Annotated in this window: 14 protein-coding genes; 8 read left to right on the forward strand and 6 right to left on the reverse strand. The window is 46.8% G+C overall.

Translation table 11 applies throughout. The features are described 5' to 3' along the window. Positions 1–255 precede the first annotated feature (255 nt). Genes D0S45_16355 through D0S45_16365 form a run of 3 tightly spaced genes read left to right on the forward strand, consistent with a single transcriptional unit; the run spans position 256 to position 3878 of the window. Positions 256–2061, forward strand: coding sequence for an SLC13 family permease (locus tag D0S45_16355; GenBank protein ID TIH12897.1), 1806 nt, complete (start codon positions 256–258; stop codon positions 2059–2061). Positions 2062–2110: 49 nt separating this feature from the next. Beyond that, a complete protein-coding gene (locus D0S45_16360; GenBank protein TIH12898.1) occupies positions 2111–3124 on the forward strand; it encodes a radical SAM protein in 1014 nt (337 codons plus the stop codon). After that, positions 3114–3878: a macrocin-O-methyltransferase gene (locus D0S45_16365; GenBank protein ID TIH12899.1), complete on the forward strand. Its 765-nt coding sequence runs from the start codon at positions 3114–3116 to the stop codon at positions 3876–3878. The genes D0S45_16360 and D0S45_16365 overlap by 11 nt, the downstream gene beginning before the upstream one ends. Before the next feature lie 36 nt (positions 3879–3914). On the opposite strand, the gene D0S45_16370 is transcribed toward D0S45_16365, so the two are convergent. The 5 genes from D0S45_16370 to D0S45_16390 all read right to left on the reverse strand — a co-directional run bounded on the left by D0S45_16370 (position 3915) and on the right by D0S45_16390 (position 9493). Beyond that, positions 3915–5642 carry a hypothetical protein gene (locus D0S45_16370; GenBank protein TIH12900.1) on the reverse strand — a complete coding sequence of 576 codons (1728 nt, stop codon included), beginning with the start codon at positions 5640–5642 and terminating at the stop codon, positions 3915–3917. A gap of 305 nt (positions 5643–5947) precedes the next feature. After that, positions 5948–7261 carry a TRAP transporter large permease gene (locus tag D0S45_16375; protein TIH12901.1) on the reverse strand — a complete coding sequence of 438 codons (1314 nt, stop codon included), beginning with the start codon at positions 7259–7261 and terminating at the stop codon, positions 5948–5950. Next, on the reverse strand, positions 7262–7747 hold the full coding sequence (locus tag D0S45_16380; protein TIH12902.1) for a TRAP transporter small permease: 486 nt from the start codon (positions 7745–7747) through the stop codon (positions 7262–7264). It lies immediately after the preceding gene. Positions 7748–7822: 75 nt separating this feature from the next. Then, positions 7823–8833, reverse strand: coding sequence for a C4-dicarboxylate ABC transporter substrate-binding protein (locus D0S45_16385; protein TIH12903.1), 1011 nt, complete (start codon positions 8831–8833; stop codon positions 7823–7825). Positions 8834–8866: 33 nt separating this feature from the next. Then, on the reverse strand, positions 8867–9493 hold the full coding sequence (locus tag D0S45_16390) for a TetR/AcrR family transcriptional regulator (protein ID TIH12904.1): 627 nt from the start codon (positions 9491–9493) through the stop codon (positions 8867–8869). Between the two features lie 154 nt (positions 9494–9647). On the opposite strand from D0S45_16390, the gene D0S45_16395 reads away from it, so the two are divergent. Continuing rightward, on the forward strand, positions 9648–11054 hold the full coding sequence (locus tag D0S45_16395; GenBank protein TIH12905.1) for a high-affinity nickel-transporter: 1407 nt from the start codon (positions 9648–9650) through the stop codon (positions 11052–11054). A gap of 104 nt (positions 11055–11158) precedes the next feature. Here D0S45_16395 and D0S45_16400 read toward each other — a convergent pair whose 3' ends face one another. Next, on the reverse strand, positions 11159–12118 hold the full coding sequence (locus D0S45_16400; protein TIH12906.1) for a hypothetical protein: 960 nt from the start codon (positions 12116–12118) through the stop codon (positions 11159–11161). A gap of 291 nt (positions 12119–12409) precedes the next feature. On the opposite strand from D0S45_16400, the gene D0S45_16405 reads away from it, so the two are divergent. From D0S45_16405 to D0S45_16420, 4 genes are read left to right on the forward strand one after another with little or no spacing between them, the layout of a single operon-like run. Continuing rightward, complete coding sequence (locus D0S45_16405) at positions 12410–12970, forward strand: penicillin-binding protein activator LpoB (protein ID TIH12907.1); 561 nt, start codon at positions 12410–12412, stop codon at positions 12968–12970. 11 nt (positions 12971–12981) lie between these two features. Continuing rightward, the gene (locus D0S45_16410) at positions 12982–13803 is read left to right on the forward strand and encodes a hypothetical protein (protein ID TIH12908.1); all 822 of its coding nucleotides are present in this window, start codon (positions 12982–12984) and stop codon (positions 13801–13803) included. Beyond that, complete coding sequence (locus tag D0S45_16415; protein TIH12909.1) at positions 13787–15871, forward strand: polysaccharide deacetylase; 2085 nt, start codon at positions 13787–13789, stop codon at positions 15869–15871. Before D0S45_16410 ends, D0S45_16415 begins: the two co-directional genes overlap by 17 nt. Next, positions 15868–18696, forward strand: coding sequence for a hypothetical protein (locus D0S45_16420; GenBank protein TIH12910.1), 2829 nt, complete (start codon positions 15868–15870; stop codon positions 18694–18696). Before D0S45_16415 ends, D0S45_16420 begins: the two co-directional genes overlap by 4 nt. The last annotated feature ends 18 nt before the right edge of the window (positions 18697–18714 follow it).

Below are 18714 nucleotides of genomic sequence, written 5' to 3' on the forward strand. Positions count from 1 at the left end.
AGCTTCGTTATATGAATAGCCTAGATCGGTGACGAGCTTGACGGCAGACTTCCTAAATTCTTCTGAATACTCTCGGTTACTCATGACTGTCTCTCCATGAGCTGACCTTAACCTCTCGAAGACTGTCCGTCATCTATAGGGCACTTCATTCTTCATTTTAGCATCCAATTAAAACTCTTCCTTGTCTTACAAATGGAAGTGAGGCATTTTTAATAAATCTGATAATTTTGGAATAAAAGGAAATGCTATCCAGTTATGCCAATCACTCCTGATATAATTCTTGTTCTTGCGGTACTTTTTCTGGTCGTACTCTTTTTTGTTTTTGAATGGGTGCGCGTGGACATGGTCGGTATTATGGTCATGGTTTGTTTGCCTTTACTTGGGCTGGTTACACCTGAGCAGGCCATCAGTGGCTTGAGCAGTAATGCAGTTGTTTCCATCATTGCAGTGATCATTATCGGGGCGGGGCTGGATAAAACCGGGGTAATGAATAAGCTTGCGCAACTGATCCTTAAATTCGCTGGCCATGATGAAAACAAGATCACTTCAATGGTTTCCGCTACTGTAGCGGGGATTTCTGGGTTTATGCAGAATATTGGAGCGGCTGCGCTTTTTATGCCTGCCGCTAGACGCATTTCCATTCAGACTGGTGTTCCGGCCTCACACATTTTGCTGCCCATGGGGTTCTGCGCCATTATTGGGGGAACACTTACCCTTGTCGGATCAAGTCCCCTTATTTTGCTGAATGACCTGCTGACTGTACGCGGTGTAAGCTATGAGCATTTTGGTATGTTCAGCATGACGCCCATCGGGGTAATGTTAATTGTTTGTGCTTTGCTCTATTTCAGTGTGTTCGGGAAATGGATTCTTCCACGAAGTAAGGCTAGCAAGGTTAGCGGGCCACTTTCTCCATTGCTCGATAAAACCTACCATGATGTAGGTGAAATTTATGAAATGACAATTCCGGACCACGGTTTTCGCGAGCAGTGTCTGTCCGAATTGCAGATCCGTTCAAATTATGCCTGCTCTGTCCTAGCTTCCTACAACGCCATTACCCATAAAAGAAATGTTGCCCCTCGCCCTGAAGATACACTTTGTCCGGGGGATACCATTGCAGTAATCGGTGAGGCCATGTTCATTGAAAGATTGTCAGCAGATTTCGGGTGGGTAATTTCTTCGGAAATCAAGGTGTTTGCTGATGACCTTGCTTCTACTAATGCCGGGATCATGGAAGGTATTATTTCTCCCAGATCGCAAATGGTAGGCATGACTGTTGGCGAGATTCAGTTGCGTAAAAAATATGGTGTTGTGCCGTTGGCAGTGTTCAGTGGGCATGAAATGATAATTAGCGATTTATCTAATTTGGTTGTCAGTGAAGGTAATGCCTTGTTGCTGCACGGCAAGTGGAGTGCTTTTCATCAGTTCAAGGATCAGAATGATCTTGTTTTCACTGAGCCTATTAAAGGTGAGTTGTTGCGCGAGGATAAGGCCCCTTTTGCTTTAGTTTGTCTGGCAGTGACTATGTTTATGATTCTGGTGCTGGATATTCAGCTTTCCATTTCACTTCTCTTCGGGGCTATGACCATGATTCTGGGCCGCGTGCTTACAATCGATGAAGCCTACCGTTCAGTTGATTGGATGACTGTTTTTCTTCTGGCTGGTTTGATTCCACTCGGGCTTGCTTTCGAGAATACAGGGGCCGCAAAACTGATTGCGGATATGCTCATGAATGCAGTGGGCGTGCCTTCGCCAACCGTGCTGCTTATCTGTATTGGTTTGCTGACTTCTTTTTTTACTCTTTTCACTTCCAATGTCGGTGCCACGGTTTTACTTGTTCCATTATCCATGAACCTTGCGCTTTCCTGCGGGGCTGATCCCCGTGTGGCTGCGATGACCGTGGCTTTGGCTGCATCAAATACGTTCATCCTGCCGACACATCAGGTGAATGCACTGATCATGCGTCCTGCGGGATTAAAGGCTGTGGATTACCTGCGGGCCGGGACCGGGATGACCATCATTTTTATGATTGTGCTGGTGGCGGGTATGCAGATGTTTTTTTAAGTAAGCGATGATTTGACTCTACATATTTAATAAATTATTCCTCGGGTATATGTTTCAAGATAAATACTTACTTCATAAAAGACAGGCAAACAATACTTCTGACCGATTGCGTACAATTGCTTTAGACGTGACCAATCGATGTAATATGTCTTGCTCTCATTGCTATGCTTCTGTTTTCAAGCAACAGCCAGACGTTGACCTTGAGTATTTGCGGAAGTTTACTCAAGAAGCCTATGATTTGGGTGTTTTTCATTATGTCCTGCAGGGCGGAGAGGCTATTCTTGAGTTTGATAGACTGAAAAGCATTATAGAAATGATCCATCCTAAGGAAACTTATATTAATGTAGTATCCAATGGTTGGGAAATGGATATTCATAAAATTCGAGAATTAAAAGCCTTAGACGTTGATAAGATATGTTACAGTCTTGATTCCGGTTTCGCGGCGGAGCATGATGCCAATAGGATGGTTGGAGCATTTAAAAGAGTCATTGATGCGGTAAAAATGACAACTGCTGAAGGGCTTCATTCTGCTGTCTCCACAGTGGTTTTGCATAAAACTATTGAGCAGGATAGTTTCAAGAAGGTTCTGGAGATCGGCAGGGAATTGCAGGTCAGGGTCGAAATTCAGGTCGCTATGCCAGTGGGGAAATGGGACGGGATCAGGGATATACGGATTACACCTGATGAGGCATCACAGCTGAAGGGTATTTTTGAATCTAATGGTAATTTGCCAAATGGACAACGGCATATAGGTCGGGACATCTATGATTGCAATGGCATAGACCATTGTCCTGCCGGGCAGAATTTTATGGCAGTGAGCGCCAGTGGCGAGATTTTTCCCTGCAATTTCTGTCAGTACACTTTGGGAAATATTAAAGACACATCTCTGGCAGAAGCCCGCGCGGCTTTACTGACAAGTAAATGGTTTCAAGGGACTCATCCTTGTTGTTTGTTGGGTGAAGATGATGAATTCTTTGATAAATATGTAACCCCAAATGTTGATCGCATAAGGCCTCTGGATGCCTATAAACTTTTTGATCTCAAGGTGGAAAATGACAAATAATTTTGACGGATTTGCCAAGTCTTTGAGTGACAGCGATGTAGAAGAGAAGATTGCCGAACATTGTGTCGAACATGGTTTTTCTGCCTTAGATGCAGCCAAGCATTGGATGGTATTGGGGCGTAGGCAATGGATTAAAAGATTTCTGGCCCACTCTGAATTATTTCATATGACCCTTGAGGTTCCCGGCGATATCGCAGAACTCGGCGTATTTAGGGGGATGGGGCTTTTTACTTGGGCAAACCTGCTTGAATCATATTGTATTGGAGACCGTACCAAGACTGTTTGGGGGTTCGATAATTGGGAGGGATTTACCTCTTTCGCGCCTGAAGATGGGAAATCAATTGAAGAGTCAAATAAGATGATCGGTGGATTTTCGCCCAAGGACCATTATCAGGAACTTTTGGATGCAATTAAGCTTTTTGATAATGATCGTTTCATTCCGCAAAAACCTCGAATTAAGCTTGTTGAAGGGCAGATCGAAGAAACCTGCAAGAGGTTTGTTGAGGAGAATCCCGGGGTGCGCTTTTCCTTGATTCATTTTGATTGTGATCTTTATGCCCCTACTAAGGCAGCACTAGAGGCGTTCTGGCCCTTGTTAAGCAGGGGCGGGGTTATCCTGTTTGATGAGTATGGGATTCAGCAATGGCCTGGTGAGACCAAGGCAGTGGATGAGTTTTTTGCGGACAAGCCTGAAGTGAGGATTAAGACATTACCTTGGACCAATGTGCCTGCCGGATATTTGATTAAAGAGTAAATTGTTTTTTTAAGCATAAAATCTAGCTGAAAAATTTTACTCTATCCCCATATCAAAACAAATATAAGTATACTCACCCATATTCTGATGAGTAATGTTTTCAACTATTCTGCCCAAAAGTATCAAACCTAGCTTGTTTAGTTCTTTTTCCCCTATGTGTTCGATGTTTTCTGATATTTCGCATACATCATCAAGTTCACTTTCAATTCTTGAACCGAAAGATATTTCTACGCAGATTCTTTTATTTAAACGATAGGCTTTATATCGAATGGTTCCTTTTATATTTTCCTGTTCAAATTCTGAAAGAGCATGAATAAAAATTTCCTCACAGGCGAGATCCAGATAATTTGATTGTTTTAAGCTCATACCTGCACGGGTAGCGAATGATGAAGTTTTGCGACGTATGGTTGTAATTTCCTCTGTGTTTGGTTTTACATGAAAGAGTACAAAGTGCTTGATGCTCAGTCTGGTGAGTATCGTTAAGCCAACAGCTACCAATCCTCCGACAGCAAAACCGTTACCGGTCAAAGGTCTGATAAATTCTGGAAATGCATCAGGGAAAAAATTAACGTTTCCTGCAACAAGGCCTATGCTGAGAGATAATCCGGCAATGACTCCGTTACGATAATCAAGCTCGGCAGCAATCATGCGCATTCCTGTTGAAAAAAGATGCGCCACAAGTACCACCCCGGCAGCTCCCATAACTTCTCCCGGTATAGAAGCAAATATGTGTGCAGTTTTTGGGGAAAAGATAAGAGTCATCAACATAATAGACGCTATGATGGCGACCCGGCGTTTTGCCACATCAGTGATTTCCATGAGCGGGATGTTTGGTGAATGAGACGAAGAGGGCATCCCGCCTGCAATGGAGGTCAGGGCCATGCTTATGCTGTTGGAATAGAGACCGCCTTGAATAGCATCAAAGTTTGTTTTTCTGTGTTCAGGATTAGCCACCCTTTGCAGTGCCATTGCATCACCTACATATTTGATGCTTGTTACCTGCATAGAAACAATGAAAGTGAAATAAGTAGCCCAATGGCCTAGGTTAGATATATCGAAGTTTAATTCTGGCCAATGCAAAGGGGGAAGCCCCAGCCATGCTGCATGTTGAACTCTGGTGAAGTCAATTCCATCTATAGCGAATTTGGCAATGATCCCGGCGCAGATTCCTAAAAAAAGTCCCCATGGCCTCAATCTATCACGTCCGAACCATTCTGCAAAAATCATGACCAAAATAGTCACAGCTCCAACAAGTATATCTAGTCCTCCTGATCCGTCACTAATGGATCCTGCACTTACCCATGTTTTCATGGAATCTTTTAAGAGTCCGGTCATGGCGAGCATGATGATAACGCCACCTACTGTGGGGGTCAGAATATGGCGCATGAACCTGATGCCGTAGCTGAACATAATTTGAAAAGGTGTAGCCATTAGCACCAGCGTTGAAAATAGAGAAAATCCACCCATGCTCATAGCGGCGTGGGCGCATGACATAAATGCACCGGAGGTACCCATGAACATGGGCATTCCCAGTCCGATTCGGTTGAATTTCCAAAGCTGAAGAAGCGTGGAAAGACCTGCGCCGATTGTTGTTATAAAAATGATGTAATGGGTTTCACCTCTGCTTAGCCCATGAATTTTGGTAAGCATTGCTGGGGCTAATACGATCCCGACGAAAAGGATAATTACATGCTGTAAACTTAATACAGTTGTGACAAGACCGGAGTAAATATTTTTGTTTTTTAAGCTGTCATTTAAAGACATAAGCGACGCTCTTTTTTAAGAGTGGTGAACATGTTCGTTTCTGCGGGGTGCTATTTTTGAAATAAATCTAAAAAAATCAATATGTCAAGAATTAGCGGAGGTCACAAAAAGCCACAGAACCTTCATGAGGCACTGTGGCTTATATATTGATCTTTTCCTGACTTAAAAATTAATATCCAGATACTTTCCTTATTTATATATCGCAATGTCCTTAAGCAATAATCGCAGCCGTCTATGAAGCAGCAAACGCAATAATTGAAGTATTCCCGACCTTGTTGCCGAGCAAATTTTGTTCTTGTTTCTTTCTAATACATAGCCTGTGGCAGATATAAAATTATCTGCGGGAAGATGGCAAAGAGAATAATTCCTACCAGAATTGCCAGTAAAAAGGGCATGGTTCCTTTGAATATATCCTCAAGGGTGATATCCGGGGCGAATTTTTGGGCCATGCCGTAGACCACGTAGACATTGATCCCTACGGGCGGTGTGATGACTCCGATCTGGGTGACCAACACGATGATGACTCCGAACCAGATGGGATCGAAGCCCAGTGTGGTGATGACCGGATAGAAGACCGGGATAGTCAGCATTATCAGGGCCAGCGCGTCCATGATGCAGCCGCCGATAAAGTAAACAAACAGTATCATTGATACAATGATCAGCGGATGCAGGTCGAAGGATGCGGTCCATGCAGCCACATTGAAAGGGATGCGGGTCACGGCCAGAAATTTACCGAAGATCAAAGCCCCGGCCACGAGGAAGAGCACCATCACCGAAGTTCGCAGGGTCTCATACAATGAGTTAACAAAGGCCTGCCAGCTGAGCTGACGTTTGATGATGCCCAGTATGAGAATGCCCAGCACACCCACCGCAGCGGATTCGTTGGGAGTGAAAAATCCAAAGAACATTCCTCCGATTACAAGGGCGAATACGGCAATGGTATCGATAAGTCCCATGAGAGATTTCAGTTTGGCACTCAAGGGGAATTTTTCACCTTTGGGTCCGAGGCTGGGATCACGGTGACAGACCAACGCAATGGCGATGATGAACAGGATGGTCAGCACTACCGAGGGCAGGATTCCAGCCATGAACAATTCACCGATGGATTGCTCGGTAAGGATTCCGTAAACAATCAGCACGATACTGGGCGGCATGATCATGCCAAGTCCCCCGCCGGAAGCAACGGAACCAGCTGCAAGGGAATTGGCGTAGCCGTACCGTTTCATTTCCGGGATGCCGACTGTTGCCATTGTTGCAGCGGTAGCAGGGCTGGAGCCGCAGACCGAGCCGAAGGCGGTGCAGGCGGCAACGGTTGCCATGGCCAGTCCGCCCTGAATATGTCCTAGAAAATGGTAAGCCGTGCTGTAGAGCCTGCGGCTGATCCCGCTGTTAAAGGCCAACTGGCCCATAAGGATAAACAGCGGAATGGTGGACAGGCTGTAGGATGAAAAAGTGTCGTAAAAGTTGCGTGAAAGCAGGTTCATGCCGCCTTTTACGGAGATGAGCATGGAGAAGCCGCCAAAGCCCACAAGGGTCATGACGTAAGCCACGGGCATGCGGGTCATGAGCAGGGCAAGCATCACAAAGATGCCTATAATTCCTAGAGTTGTCGGTTCCATTTATTCTTCCCCTGTGAAAAGCAAGATGAGTTCTTTCAGCAAGGTAAGGGTAAAGCAACCGAAACCGAAAGCGAGTGCGAAAATGACCATATCAGTAGGCAGCTCAAGAGTCATGGAGACTTCTTCTGCCTCGCGCATGGAGCAGCCGTAAAGGTAAAGTCTCCAAGTGACCATACTGAAAAGAGCAACGCTCATGGAAGTGGTGATGATCCTGACAATGCGCCGGGTGCGGGCGTTCATTTTGCTATACAGGAATTCCACGCCGATGTTTGCTTTCTGGGACTGGGCATAACCAAGGGCCAGCCCGGTGGTCAGTACAGCCAGAACCGCAACAATATCTTCGACCCCGAAAATAGGGGTATCCAGCACGCCGCGTGAAATAATGTCCGCCCCGGTCATAAGTGCCATACCGATCAAGCAGATGGCGGCGATGTTTTTTAAAAGTGCCTCAAATTTATCAATGAGGTTTAAAGCTTGATTACCCACTACAATCTCCAAATTTACTAAATTCCCCCCGCCATGCAGAACAGGGCGGAGGGAATAAAACCTATATTGATGTGATTATTGTACTTTATTTAAAGTTTCTACGGTGAAGTCGAGAATTGCTTTGCCGTCGAGTTTCTTCTTACCAGCTTTCTTGATGTACGCATCCATCATGGGAGCGGCTTTTTCTTTCCAGCGTTTGCCTTCAGCTTCGCTCAGCTCGATGAACTGCCCGCCTTTCTTGGTCAGGAACTCGCGGCCTTCCTTGTCGCTTTCATCCCATGCCTGACCATGTTTGGTTGCGAATTCTTTGTTGATATCCATGATTATTTTCTGGTCCTGTTCAGAAATAGCATCCCACTTGTCCTTGTTCATTACAGCAAAGAAGGTGGTGGTGTAACCGACCGGGTAATCGAGGGTACAGTAATCAACAACTTCGCCCATTTTCCAACCCTTGTTGGTTTCCATGGGGTAGACGCCGCCGTCTACAACACCCTTGCGGATGGCTTGATAAGTATCAGGCATGGACATGGCTACCGGGGCCGCGCCGAGTGCCTTGAGCAACTGGGCTGAGTTACCGGTTCCGCGCAGTTTTATGCCTTTGAGGTCTTCAAGGGTCTTGACTGGTTTCTTGGCAGTGAAAAGCAGTCCGGGACCGTGGGCATGAAAGAAAAGTACTTTTACATCGCGCAGTTCCTTGGGCTGGAACTTATCGTAAACCGTATTAGCAACCTTGGTGGCTGCAACGCCGGATTTGTAGCCAAGGGGCAAATCAACTGCGGCCATGGTCGGGAAGCGGCCGCGGGAGTAAGCCAGCGCGGACATGCCGATATCGGAAAGGCCTTCCACAACACCGTCGTAGCACTGCTTGGCTTTGGTCAGCGTGCCGCCGGGAAAGTAGGCAATGGTTACACGTCCGTCAGTGCGTTTAGTTACTTCATCGCTCCATTGCTGGGCCAGCTTGGACTGGATGTGGGTGGGTGGGAAAAAGTTTGAGTAGGTCAGGTTGACGGATCTAGCACCAGCAGTAAGGGGCAGGGCGCACATGCACATGGCTGCGGCCACTACTGTAATCAAAAGTTTTTTCATGTTCCCTCCGGTTTATTTATGCAAAATGGCTGATTATTCAGCTTTTTTAAGTCCATTAGTTAAGGCCAGAGTTACGGCGGCTTCGCGAACATCATCAAATCCGATCAGTCCGGCACCGTTGCTGCTTTGAATCATGAATCCGCTTTCAATGGAACTGCGGACCATATATCCTTCAAAGAGTACGGTGTTGAAGGCTCCGATTTTTTCAGGCGCATAATCTGTTTCCACAAAATCGCGGACCAGATCGGCAAAGACTTCCTCGGAAAGCCTGTACTGGCTCAGGCTCAAATCTTCACGCAGTTCAGGCACTCGCGAGGCATAGATGGTGAATTCCAGAAAGACCTTGGCCCAGTTCTGGTCGCGAACAATATTTTCCAAAAAATCCCAGATGATATTCATGACTTCTTCAAGGGATTCGGCCTTGTCCAGTCGATCGTCGCGGGAGTTGCGATACTCGGTCAGCTTTTCTTCCACAATCTCCAGAAAGAGTTTGTCTTTGCTCACCCAGTGGCGGTAGAAGCTGCCTTTGGCGTATCCGGCATGCTTGGTGATTTCCGCCACCGTGGTTTCCATAAAACCTTTCTTTCCGAAAAGTTCGTTGGCTGCTTCCATGAGCTCTTTCTTGGTCTGGAGCGATTTTTCCTGTTGTTTTCTAGCCATTTGGTCTTCTAATTAGCTGTTTTTGCGACCTGTGGTCATAAAGTGACCGCTGGTCATTTTTTATGAGCTATAGCTATGTGCACGGTTGCTGTCAACTTCTATCTATGACAACTTGCCTCTAACGAATTGAAATTATCACAAGGAACAATCTGAAGTGCGAAAGCTGTTTATCTCATATTTAGTTCTGATCTGCTGCTTGTATGGAGTGGCTGTGCAGGCCCACCCGCTGGGAGAAGTTGTGCAGGAAACCACAGTCATGAATGAAGGCGCAAGACTGCTTATAGTTTATGATACTTCCATCGGCCCATCCATTACCGCCACGCTTATTCCTGATGCCGATCATGACGGTGAGGTCTCAGCTGCTGAGGAACGTAAGCTTGCCCGTGATATTCATGCACTGCTATTGCCGAATTTAGAAATATATTTGGATGAGAAGGCTGTGGTTCCTGAACTTTATTATGATTCAGTTTCCCCGGCACCGGGCGGGTATAACAACGGACTGCGTTCAAATCTGGTCTACGCCATCCCTCTGCCAAAAGAGGATTTCGGCAAGCATTACCTGAAATTTTCCGATAATAATTTTCAGACCGGGGAACTCAAGTGGCTGAAGTGGAAGGTGCAGGCTGATCCGCAGTTTAGCGTGGTCAAGACTTCGCCTGATTCGCGGGAATTGAATTATCAGTTTTTTGCCAAGAAGATTGAAGGGCAGGGAGTTTCATTTCCCACTCCGACGCCAACTGTAGATGATAACGGAATCCGGCCCAGTCCGCAGGAGGATTCCAGCCAAGCTGCGCTCAAGGATTATCTTGCGCAGGAAAATCTTGGACCGGGGGCTATCCTTTTCGCTCTTGGGCTGGCTTTCTTTCTGGGTATGGGCCATGCGCTCAGTCCCGGACATGGCAAGGCCATGGTTGCGGCCTATCTCATCGGGCGCAGTGGACGTGTGCGTGATGCCTTCACTCTCGGGACCATCGTAACCATCACCCATGTTGCCAGCGTGATTGTGCTTGGTATCGTAGCCTTGCTGCTTTCGCGCTATTTTCTGCCCGGCGATCTTTATCCGTGGTTGGGGGCATTTTCCGGTACGTTGGTCTTTGTGGTCGGCTACATGATGCTGGCGCGCAGGGCCTTAAACAAGCATGGGCATTCCCATCATCACGACCACGGCCATTCTCATGATCACCATCACAGCCATTCGCATGATCATGACTATGAAAGCGAGTCCGCTCCTGTTTCATGGTGGTCCATGCTTAGTCTCGGTATTGCCGGTGGAATGGTTCCTTGTCCTACCGCTCTGGTGGTGCTTTTGGCTTCTGTCGCTTTCGGGCGAATTGTATTTGGACTGCTGCTAATTCTCGCATTCAGTCTCGGGCTTGCCGCAGTGCTGATCATTATCGGTATTTTAACCGTGCGGGCCTCGAAACTTACCGAAAGGTTTTCCGGTTCTCGCAAGTGGATTGAGAATCTGCCTGTGCTGAGTGCCGGGCTGGTTATGCTGGCAGGCATAGCTATTGCGCTTAATGCGCTACATGCGGGTGGGATATTGAAGTTTAGTTTTTAGGGATGCCTCCGGCGGCCAAAGGGAAAACTTTTGCAAAAGTTTTCCCTTTGGATTCCCTTTCAAAACCTTTTATTATGCTCCGCATATAGCATATTTAGACGGTGCTATTTTTTATATTTCCAAAAGTCTGTAATTCCATCCAGCTCTGCATCAGGTGTTGAACCGTAGGGGATAAGCTTGAAATTGAGTGCTTTAACCTGCTTTAAGTAATCGGCATATTGGGACGGCTCTATATATTCTACGTCGAGGATCGTTTTGCCCGCATCTGCAAGTTCTTTAGCCAGTTGCAAGCGGTAGTTTTTGTCACCTTCACTATGGATGTTGAACAGCAGGCTTTCGAGGCCTACCATGTTTATTGTTTTGAAGTAGACTTTTTTGTATTCTGGAGAGCAGTCGTTAAACACTCCCATGCCGTTCTGGGGGCAGATTATGAAATTTTCCCCGGCCTTTTTGCGGGTGTAATTCGCGATTCTTTTGATCAGCTTGACCATTTCATCCGCTGTGTCCTGCACTTCCATGCCCTGCTCGTGCCAGAACCAGTATGCATCTACTATGTCCAGATATACTCCGTCGAATCCGGCTTCGATAATGCGATCCAGATAGGGGCGCAAAGCCATTTCCCACCAATCTTCGCGCCAGTACTTTACCTTGTAATTTTTGGCCCAGTTGGGGTTTTCCGGTCCGAGAAAGCGAGGTGGATTTTCAGCCCATTCTTTTTTCCAGTAAAAACGGTACTCCTCAGCTTCACCTATGGAAAAGTAACAGAGTACGGTTTTGTTGAATCTATGAAGGAGGGAGATTTCTTTGGCTGTAAATTTTTTTTTATCTGAACCGTCTTTTGAATAATCAATTACCAGTAGATTGTACGGGGATTCAGCCAGTTCCGGCACTGACGGGCCTTGCAGCTGGTAGGCCCAGCTATTTATTTCACTGTGTTTCTGGGGCATTCTTGTTTCCTGCTTAGTTTGTTTTTTTGCGGTGGTTGAGGGGGAATTAGTTGTGGTTGATGCGCAGGCGGCAATAAAAGATAGCAAGGTCAGAATGATTGTAGCTTGTATTTTCATAATTAGAATTTTCCCGGTTGATATTTTGTGTTTTGGCATAATAGCATGGGGTGAGATAAAATTAAAGTGTGCTGTATTTGATTGCAGTGCAAAAAAATAATGTAATTTTTGAAGGTTACAAATAAATAATACTTTGCATAGCCATGGATTAGGATTATAGTGTTCTAACTAAATGAGTATTTTAATGTATAGTTATAATTCCGGTCTTTAGACAGGGATGGTTTTAGTTTTTAATCCGTATATTTAAATAGGATTAAAAACTAAATTTTCCGATAAATTAAGGAGGGTGCTGTGAAAAAGAGCTTTTTCACTACTTTGATTTTTATTTTATTTCTTGCCGGATGTTCCGGTACTTACATGAAAGACTACGTACAACCCAACGGCGTTGCCAGTGAGACCCGTCATGCGGCTGTTCTCCCTTTGGTTAACTTAACCAATACCCCTAATGCAGGGCGTATGGTCGGTGATTTGCTGACTACAGAACTTTATGCTTCTACCAAGTTTGATCTCATGGAATCTACCGATATGTTTAAGCGTATCAAGGGTGATGAGGATGATCTTGAATTTGTTATGGAAGATGTCGTGGCTCAGAAGCTTGGAACTAAACTTGGTGTTGATACCGTTATTTATGGTTCGGTGACCGAATATCAGTACAAGCGCGGGGTTAACCAGAGTCCGACCGTGGGTATCAATTTGCGTATGATTGATGTTTCTTCCGGTAACGTGCTTTGGGCTTCATCTTCTTCAAAGAGCGGAGGGTGCTTTTTCGGATGTACGGAATCTCTGAACAGCGTAGCGCAGGAAACCCTTGCGGAAATGGTGGCAGCAATGTCAGCCGTTTCTGCACAATAGTCGCACTGCTTGTGATCTCTTTTACCCTCTTCGGCAGGACTTTTGCTTTTGGCGGGAGTAATGCTGTCGACTCATGGGCCTGCTATTACGGAAGCGCGGACCGGGCGGATAAGCTGTCCGGTTTTGAGTTGTTGGTATCTACTCCCGGTGGGCAGGACCCGGTTACTCTGCGCGCAAAAGGGGTGAAGGTCCTGAATTATATCAGTCTCGGCGAGGTTGCCGGGAACGGTCCTTACTATGCGGAGGCTAAACGTCTGGGGCTGCTTGTGCGTCATAATGAAAATTGGGATTCATGGGTGGTGGATGTGCGCCGCCCTGAGTGGAGCGAATTGCTTTTTACCCGCATAATCCCCGATGCATTGGCGGTGGGATATGACGGGCTTTTTTTTGATACGCTGGATTCTCCCATTGATATGCAGCGCAGGGACCCGGATACGTATAAAGGGACTGAGCGGGCTTGCGTGGATTTGGTTCGGGCTATCAGGGAAAAGTATCCCAAATTGCTGCTTTGTCAAAACCGGGGATTTGAGATTCTCCGGCGTTCTGCTCCATATCTTAATTATCTGCTGATTGAGGGACTTAGCAGTTCCATGGATCTGGCTACTTCCACCCGCACGGATGTTTCTGAAGCGGATCGTAATTTTCTTATTTCCAAGGCGGAAGAGGCATTGAAAGTCAACCCGAAGCTGGTGGTCCTGACTCTTGATTATGTTCCTGCCGAGGATAAGCAGGAGATTGAAAAGGCTTACGACTTTTCACGTAAACTGGGCTTTGTTCCTTATGTCAGCACTCCCGCTTTAAATGAGGTGTTTATTCATGCGTCTGGCAAATAGACTTGTCTTCGCGTTTCTGATTGTCTTTTTTAGTTTGTCTTGCGCTTACGCAGAACCGGTCAAGCGTAAGGTGCTGGTTCTCTACAATGGTGCCGAGAAACGTACAGCCGTGGACAACAGCTTTATCGAAGGTTTTGCCGCTCCCCTGAACTATCTCGGTTTTTTGTACGAGGTGCGTGATGTTGCGGTCCGTCCATTGCCTTCCGATAAAAAAATGGATGAATACCGGGCAGTCTTTACTTCATTTTCAGAAGACTTGATGAACAAGCCCAATGATTTTCTTGCTTGGCTGATCAGGCAGCAGGAACAGGGCAAGCAGGTCATTATTGCCGGAACGCTGGGGGCATTCAGTGATTTTGATAAGAGTCCCGCTGAATTGCTGTTGATAAAGAAAGTTTTTTCCAATCTCGGATTTTCCTATCAGGGCAATGCTACCAACGATGATTATCGCCTGAAATATGAATATGTTGACCCGGAGTATATGAATTTTGAGCGTAAGCTGCCGTTGTTTCCTGAAAAGTATATGCAGATTGTTCCTACCGGGGAAGACGTCAGTTCATGGGTAAGTGTAGGACTGAAGGGAAAGCCCGGTACTGAGGCAGCAGCTGTGGGCGTGGGGCCGCGTGGTGGTTTTGCTCTCGACGGCTACATGCGCTGGCAGGACCCTGTTAATTACCAGAAACAATGGTACTTGAATCCTTTTGACTTTTTACGTGCTTGTTTGGATCTGAAGGGAATGCCCGCACTGACCCCGACGACCTTGAATGGTAAGCGGGTTGCTTTCGCGCATATCGATGGGGACGGTTTTGCTGGCTATACTGAGATTGATAAGCAGAAGGTCTGCGGGGAAATCATCATGGAGCGCATTTTTGAACGCTATGATTTCCCTAATTCCGCTTCAGTTATTGCAGGGGAGATTAACCCTGCGGTCAAAGGCAGTCTGGATAATGTAGGTATGGCCCGGACTCTTTTTGAAATGGACAATGTGGAGACCTCTTCCCATTCTTATACTCATCCTTTTGCTTGGAATGCCAAGACCCGTGACTCAAAGGAATACGCTGAAGATTTTGTCATCGGGCAGTATGAAATTAAAGGATATAAGTTTGATGCCCGTTACGAGATAGTTGGGTCCTGTGATTACATCTCTGAAAATCTTGCTCCTGTGGAAAAGCCCTGTCGCGTTTTGTTTTGGTCTGGCATGTGCGAACCAACAGAAGATCAGGTTGCAATTGCTGATAAGGCTGGAATCTTGAACATGAATGGCGGGGATACTGTTTTTGATGCCCGTCGTAATTCTTATTTCGGGGTGTCTCCACTTTACCGTGCGTTGGGTAAGCACAACCAAATTTATACTGGGCAGGCCAACGAAAACATCCTGACCAATCTTTGGGAAGGCCCTTACTTCGGATTCCGCAATATTGTGGATACCATGAAGAGGACCGGTTCCCCGCGTAGGATCATGCCCATTGATATCTACTACCATTTTTATAGCGGTGAAAAATTCGCATCCCTCAAGGCTCTTGAGGATGTTTACGAATGGGCTCTCAGTCAGGATGCGGCACGGGTTTTTGCTTCTGCCTACATCAAAATGGTCAATGGTTGTCTTGCTACTAGGGTGGAGAAGCTTGGCCCGGATCATTTTGTTTTCCGCAACTATGCGGATTGTCTTTCCGTACGGCTGGACGGAATGGAGCGAGTTCCTGATCTTGCAAAATGTAAAAATGTACTCGGGTATGACATCCAGCCTGAAGGCATTTTTGTGCATCTGCGGCCCGGAACTGCGCGTGCGGAGATTGTTTTGAGTGCAGATATGACGGTTAACGATAACTTTGCCTATCTTAAGAACGGGTCCGGCTGGGTGCGCAATTTTGAGCGTACAACAAAGGGTGTGCGTTTTGATTTTGAATGTTTCAGCAAAGGTAATTTTGCTCTGGGCGGGCTTATGCCGGGCCGGAAATACAAGGTTCTCCGTAAGGATGGACCGCCACTTGAACTTAGCAGCAACAGTGACGGAATATTACAGGTTAACGGTGTGACAACAGGTTTTATGGAGATTGATCTGATTTGAACATAAAGCTCTGGCGGGTACTCCTTTTCGTACTCATCATAATCGGGACAACCGTACTTATCTATCCTTTTCCGAGGGATATGGTTCCGTTGTACCTGAAGAGCGGTGAAATCTCCAAAGCTGCGGATCTGCTTAATGAACTTCTTGAAGAAGATCCTTACGATTTACGGCTTTTGACCATCGGAGCAGATGTCTACCTCAAGCGGGGGATGCCAGATAAGGCCATTGCCAGCCTTGAGGAAATACTTAAGCAGAAGCCTCAGCGCATACCCGAGCTTAGAAAATTGGTGCAGGTTTACGAGTGGAATGTGATGCCCCGTGAAGCTCTGCATACATGGGAGAAGCTTTCAAATCTTGAACCGGGAAAGATGAAACCATTGCAGCAGATGGTCATGTATTACCGCTACTTTAATATGGTTTCGCATGAAGTGGATGCCATAATTAAGCTCAATGAATTGCAGGGCAAGAGGCCGTTCAGCGGTGATTTTATGCTCGTTCTTAATGACGAGATAGATTTGTTGGGGGCTGAACATGCCCAAAACTTGGATGACCCATACCTCAATTTTCTGATCCAGCGGATTTTCATTGTAGGTGAGCAATTCAAGGCTGAATTTGAGTTTAGGGGTGAGGTCGATTTCCTGCAATACGTCGTTTATGTTTTGGAATATTTTGTGGCCGTAGACCGCATGGAAGATGGTTATGAATATGCCGCCCGTATGGACAAACAAACTGGGTTAGATGTTGAGAACAGGGTGCAATTGGTTAAGGTATTGGGTTGGGCTGGTGATTATGCTCGGGCCTTGGATGTGGCGGAAAGATTGCTCAAAATCAGTCCGGAAAACGTGCCGCTGCTGACTGAAACCGCATGGATGGCCCGTAGTGCCGACAGGCATGATGTGGCTAAGGATGTGCTGGAAAAGCTGGTTGTTCTTGAGCCGGACAATGAAGCGCATCACCGGGATCTCGGTAATGTTTACATGCTGACCGGAGAGCACGGTAAGGCCGTTTCCTTGTTCCGCAGTTTAGCCGAGAGGTTGGGCAATTGGCTTGTTTATGCCCATGACATGCTCCGTGCAGCTCTTTTCAGTGAGGACAAGGCCCTCATGGCTGAGGTGGTGGAAGACACCAATGATATAGATATTTCTGAGCCTGATTACCTGCGAACACGTGGATCATTATTATTGACCCTCGAGCGTCCGCGTGAAGCTTACCATGCTTTGCGAAAGGTGGTGGATAGTCCCGGAGCTATTCTGGAAGATTATCAAACTCTTATTGATGCCGCAGCATCCACGGCAGATAAAAAATTATTGGCCGATACTGTGGAGCTGGCTCTTAAGGTTTATCCCGGAGATATCAACTTGATGCGTACTGCCGGGTCTGCGTGGCGTGATGCCGGACAACCGTACAAAGCTTACCGCATTTACCGTGAATTGCTGGAAAAGGAACAGGACCAGCAGGACGTCATCGATATGTTGCTGGCCGCCGCTGATACCCAGAATTTGAAGCTGGCAAAGCAGGCCGCCAGTTATGCTGAAAAGATTGCGCCCAAAAATGTGCTGGTAATGGCTCAGGCCGGGGAAATTATGCTCTGGCTGAATTCTCCCAAAGACGGGTATCCGTACTACAAAAAGGCCGCGATCATGACCGGGGGCAGCCGTGAGTACGTGATGAATCTCATTCAGATTGCATCTTACACCGGGGATAAAACCATTTTCCGCGATGCAGCCGAAACCGCCATCAAGCTTCGCCCGGATGATGAGCAGGTGGCCTTGTTGGCTGCTGCTGTCTGGGCTGCCGCCGGGGATAATGAAAGAGCTGGATTGCTTATTGCCCGTTTTGCCGGTCAGGGAACTAAAAATCTTGAGACCCTGCATAAGTGGGCTGATTTCGCGGATAAGGCCGGGCTGAGTGAAGAATCCTACCGCATTTATGATGAGCTGTATTCACGTGGTTACAAGCGCATAGAAATCCGGGAACCGCTGGCAAGGTTAGCTGAATGGACCGGGCGTCCTGCTGTGGCTGCTAAAATTTATGGTGAAATTTCCGATGAATCTCCAGGTAATTTCAAGCTTGCCAAACAGGCGGCAAAGGCTTGGGCCGATGCCGGGGAGTATCTGAAGTCTGTGGCCTATTACGAACGGGCCATCGGGCTTGAACCAAAGAATTATGATCTGAAATTGGACCTTGCACGGGTATACGGCTTTGCCGGGAAACCAGCGGAACAGATCAGGGTTTTCAAGGAGCTACAGGCTGCCGGAAAATTGCCTGAAACCGAGCGGGTGGAGTTGGCAAGGGCCTATCTTGATGAGCGTGTACCGGAGCCTGCGCTTAGGATTCTGGAGCCTTATGCCCGGTTGAAGAAGCTGCCCCGTTTCGAGGGGTTCTTGCTTGCTTCGGCCTTGCAAATGGCCGGGCGCGGAAGCGAGGCTTCAGATGTTTATAAAAGGTTGAAAAAAGAGTACAACGAGGACGAAATTTTTCTGGCTCGTCTCGGTGCACAGGCTCTGTTTAATAATTTTCAAAACGAGGCCTATGACCTTTTCGAGGCGGCACTCAAGGTCAATCCGGAAAACTATACCGCGCTAAAAGGACTGGGTATCATCCTTGGGGAGCGGGAACAGTATAAACGTGCAGCTAGCAAGTTGCGGAAATATTTAAAACTAGTTCCCAATGACGCCGAAGGGCGTTATCAATTGGGTGAGATATATCGGCTCATGGGACGGGAAGGTTATGCTGTTCGTGAATTTAAGCGGGCGGCGCGCATCATCCGCCGGGAAGGCCGGAAAAATGTGGCAGGTAAGGATTTAAAGAAGATCAACAGGTAGTGATTTGAAGAAAACGTT

This window comes from Marinifilum sp. JC120 (assembly GCA_004923195.1).
GTDB lineage: Bacteria > Desulfobacterota > Desulfovibrionia > Desulfovibrionales > Desulfovibrionaceae > Maridesulfovibrio.

Excerpts from the sequence above, each read along its gene's own strand:
- D0S45_16355 (TIH12897.1), top strand. The coding sequence starts at position 256 with ATGCCAATCACTCCTGATATAATTCTTGTTCTTGCGGTACTTTTTCTG.
- D0S45_16360 (TIH12898.1), top strand. The coding sequence starts at position 2,111 with ATGTTTCAAGATAAATACTTACTTCATAAAAGACAGGCAAACAATACT.
- D0S45_16365 (TIH12899.1), top strand. The coding sequence starts at position 3,114 with ATGACAAATAATTTTGACGGATTTGCCAAGTCTTTGAGTGACAGCGAT.
- D0S45_16370 (TIH12900.1), bottom strand. The coding sequence starts at position 5,642 with ATGTCTTTAAATGACAGCTTAAAAAACAAAAATATTTACTCCGGTCTT.
- D0S45_16375 (TIH12901.1), bottom strand. The coding sequence starts at position 7,261 with ATGGAACCGACAACTCTAGGAATTATAGGCATCTTTGTGATGCTTGCC.
- D0S45_16385 (TIH12903.1), bottom strand. The coding sequence starts at position 8,833 with ATGAAAAAACTTTTGATTACAGTAGTGGCCGCAGCCATGTGCATGTGC.
- D0S45_16390 (TIH12904.1), bottom strand. The coding sequence starts at position 9,493 with ATGGCTAGAAAACAACAGGAAAAATCGCTCCAGACCAAGAAAGAGCTC.
- D0S45_16400 (TIH12906.1), bottom strand. The coding sequence starts at position 12,118 with ATGAAAATACAAGCTACAATCATTCTGACCTTGCTATCTTTTATTGCC.
- D0S45_16415 (TIH12909.1), top strand. The coding sequence starts at position 13,787 with ATGCGTCTGGCAAATAGACTTGTCTTCGCGTTTCTGATTGTCTTTTTT.